Origin of the sequence: Oceanobacillus luteolus (assembly GCF_023715655.1) — a bacterium.
Taxonomy (GTDB): domain Bacteria; phylum Bacillota; class Bacilli; order Bacillales; family Amphibacillaceae; genus Oceanobacillus; species Oceanobacillus luteolus.
In genome coordinates, this window is record NZ_JAMBON010000087.1 from 1 (window position 1) to 3128 (window position 3128).

Genomic DNA, 3128 nt, shown 5'->3' on the forward strand with positions numbered 1-3128 from the left:
ACAATCATTTTACGGAAATCATCATTATATCGTTTACCGTTATTTCTTGTATTCATCGGACACATCCTCCTTGAAATTCATTGTATAAATTTAACTTAGATGTGTCTATGAAACTATACTAGCATCAATTTATATATGTACAAAACCAACTCTTACATTTTTTAATTAATCTTCTAAACTCCTAAATATGCTGAAAAGCCGCTCAATACATGCATCTTTAAATAAATCTGAAAATATTTTAAAAAATTTAGTAACACAGTATTGACAAACCGAATACTGTTATATTACAATACATCTAACATGAACTTATCATATAACAGATGAGGAGGAGCCCACATGCAAGGTTTAATTGAGTTTTTCAAAAGTTTACCGAAGAAAAAATGCCAGAAATGCGGTCATGATATCTTCGAAAAAGCTGATTGTTACGGTAATGTATGTGATGAATGTGATCATCCGGCTAGGTAGTCACGAAACTTCTGTTTGTTTGATAAGAAAAAATTCACTTTAATTATTTGTTTCTATCTGTAATAAATCACCATATTTCTCCTTTTTGGCGGCTATCTTGTATAGCTGTTTTTTTTTGCATTTATTTATTTCTGAAAAGTAATATCATTCTATCAATCTTTGTATTATAATTATTTAGTGTACCGAAATATTCGAAAGGAGTAATACCATGACGATTCATACAAACGTACGAAATAGTCGTTCTGACGTACCTGAGGAGCAAAAATGGAACTTGGAAGATTTATTCGCAACTTATGAAGAATGGAAAGAACAACTGGATACACTTGGAAAAGATGTCGAGCAGGTTACTGCATTTAAAGGAAAGCTCATTGAAAGTCCTTCAACATTATTGCAAGCTATTCAAGCTATGGAGAACTTCCAGAAAAAAGTGGTGCGTGTGGCCACCTACTCGAACTTAAAAGTGAACGCCGATGGAGCTGATCCAGCAAACCAACAAGATTCCGCGCTTGTTGCCAGTGCGTTAGCTAAAATCAGTGCAAAAATCTCCTTCTTTAATTCCGAGTTACTGGAATTGACCGAAGAAAAAGTCGAGGAATATTTGGAAAAGGAACCAGAATTGAAGATTTATAAAAAATTATTTTACGATACGTTAGAAGAAAAACCACACCAGCTCTCACCAGAGATTGAAGAAACACTTGCAGCTCTTGGAGATATCCATGGTGCCCCCCATCGCATTTATCAACGGGCAAAAACTGCAGACATGGAATTCGATCATATTAAAAATGCTGAAGGTGTCGAACTGCCAATGTCTGAAGCTTTATATGAAGACCGTTATGAATTTACATCAGACACAACGGCAAGAAGAAATGCATACCAGTCATTCACCAAAACGTTGAACCAATATAAAAATACATTTGCTGCAGTTTATGCAACAGAGGTTTCCAAGCAAGTCACGTTATCCAAACTCCGAAACTACCCATCGGTAACAGACATGCTGCTTGCACCACAACAAGTGACACAGGAAATGTACCATAATCAACTTGATATAATCGGAAAAGAATTGGCTCCACATATGCAGCGGTATGCTAAGTTAAAGAAAGAAAAACTAGGACTGGATGAGCTGCATTATTGTGATTTAAAAGCACCACTAGACCCAGAATTCAACCCACAAACGACTTACGAGGATGCAACAAAAACGATTTTAGAATCCCTATCTGTAATGGGGCCGGAATATCAAGAGATCATGAGAAAGTCAATTCATGATGGCTGGATTGATCGAGCAGACAATATCGGCAAGGCCAACGGGGCATTTTGTTCAAGTCCGTATGGGGTTCACCCATACATACTAATTACATGGACAGATACAATGCGAGGCGCTTTCGTCTTAACGCATGAAATGGGACATGCCGGGCATTTTTATTTGGCTGGGAAAAACCAGACATTATTGAATACACGTCCTTCTACATATTTTGTAGAGGCACCATCCACTTTAAATGAATTACTACTAGCTGAGCATCTCATGAACCAAACCGATGATGTACGAATGAAGCGTTGGGTAATCACCCAATTGCTCGGAACATATCATCATAATTTCATCACCCATTTATTGGAAGGTGAACTACAACGCCGTGTCTATCAGCTTGCAGAAGATGGTGTACCACTAACAGCAAATGTCCTGACTGAACAGAAGCTGGATGTAATTAAAAACTTCTGGGGAGACAGCATTACGGTGGATGATGGGGTTGGTTTGACTTGGATGAGGCAGCAGCATTATTATATGGGACTCTATCCATATACTTACTCTGCAGGACTTACCGTTTCCACTGCAGTAGCACAGATGATAAAAGAGGAAGGTCAGCCTGCTGTAGATCGCTGGCTTCAAGTGCTCAAAGCTGGAGGTACAGCGAAGCCGCTTGAGTTAATTAAATTAGCCGGTGTTGATATGTCCACAGCAGACCCTATCAAGATTGCAGTTGATTATATCGGTTCGTTGATAGACGAATTGATTAAGAGTTATGAAGTCGAATAAAAATTAAAGCCTGGAATTCATGATGAATTCCAGGCTTTTTTGTTTTATAATGATCGGCTTTCATTTTCCTAAAGTTCACTCTCGTAAATTTCTTTTTCAGTAAATCGATGAGTTTATCCTTCGCTTCACGTGACGTGACAATTAAATCATGACCTCGCAGTTTCGTATGTATAATAACAATCAAAGAATCACCCACTTTTATAGCTTTATCTATCATATCATACGATTTCAATATGCTTAAAGTTTTGTAATGTTATAACTTAATAAGAATATATTAAAAAACATCAAGCCGAGACCGACCTGATGAAGGAAATTAAAGTAATTACTGTATTGTCATGAAGAATCTGTATTCAATTCCAAAACACACAATAGAACTGCCCTCTATGCACGAAGGAGACATTAAACACTGCAAATCTTATCTCTATACACGAAACAGGCATCAATCACTGCAAAACTTACAATATGAACCTTCTCTATGCACGAAAAGCCATCATTACCTCCACAAAGAAGTCAAGTCCATAATTCTGTGTAAAAGCATATTTTCGACCAGTAGTAATATTATTTGAAACCATAGTGTGAGAGCAGCCACAGCTTTGCTGCTTGCCATTGACTGTAGTGCCCGATTCTTAGTATT

The 3128-nt window shown here is 37.3% G+C and carries 3 protein-coding genes; 2 read left to right on the plus strand and 1 reads right to left on the minus strand.

What is annotated here, in order from left to right:
• Positions 1 to 336: 336 nt before the first annotated feature.
• Positions 337 to 465, plus strand: a complete 129-nt coding sequence (gene yhfH, locus M3210_RS19625) for a protein YhfH (protein WP_251517934.1) — start codon at positions 337 to 339, stop codon at positions 463 to 465.
• 208 nt (positions 466 to 673) lie between these two features.
• On the plus strand, positions 674 to 2494 hold the full coding sequence (pepF, locus tag M3210_RS19630) for an oligoendopeptidase F (RefSeq protein WP_251517936.1): 1821 nt from the start codon (positions 674 to 676) through the stop codon (positions 2492 to 2494).
• Here pepF and M3210_RS19635 read toward each other — a convergent pair.
• Positions 2472 to 2678 (minus strand): hypothetical protein, encoded by a 207-nt coding sequence (locus M3210_RS19635; protein ID WP_251517938.1) that lies wholly within the window; start codon positions 2676 to 2678, stop codon positions 2472 to 2474. The genes pepF and M3210_RS19635 overlap by 23 nt on opposite strands.
• Positions 2679 to 3128: the final 450 nt, after the last annotated feature.

Coding starts and splice junctions, on each gene's coding strand:
- pepF (WP_251517936.1), top strand. CDS start 674: ATGACGATTCATACAAACGTACGAAATAGTCGTTCTGACGTACCTGAG.
- yhfH (WP_251517934.1), top strand. CDS start 337: ATGCAAGGTTTAATTGAGTTTTTCAAAAGTTTACCGAAGAAAAAATGC.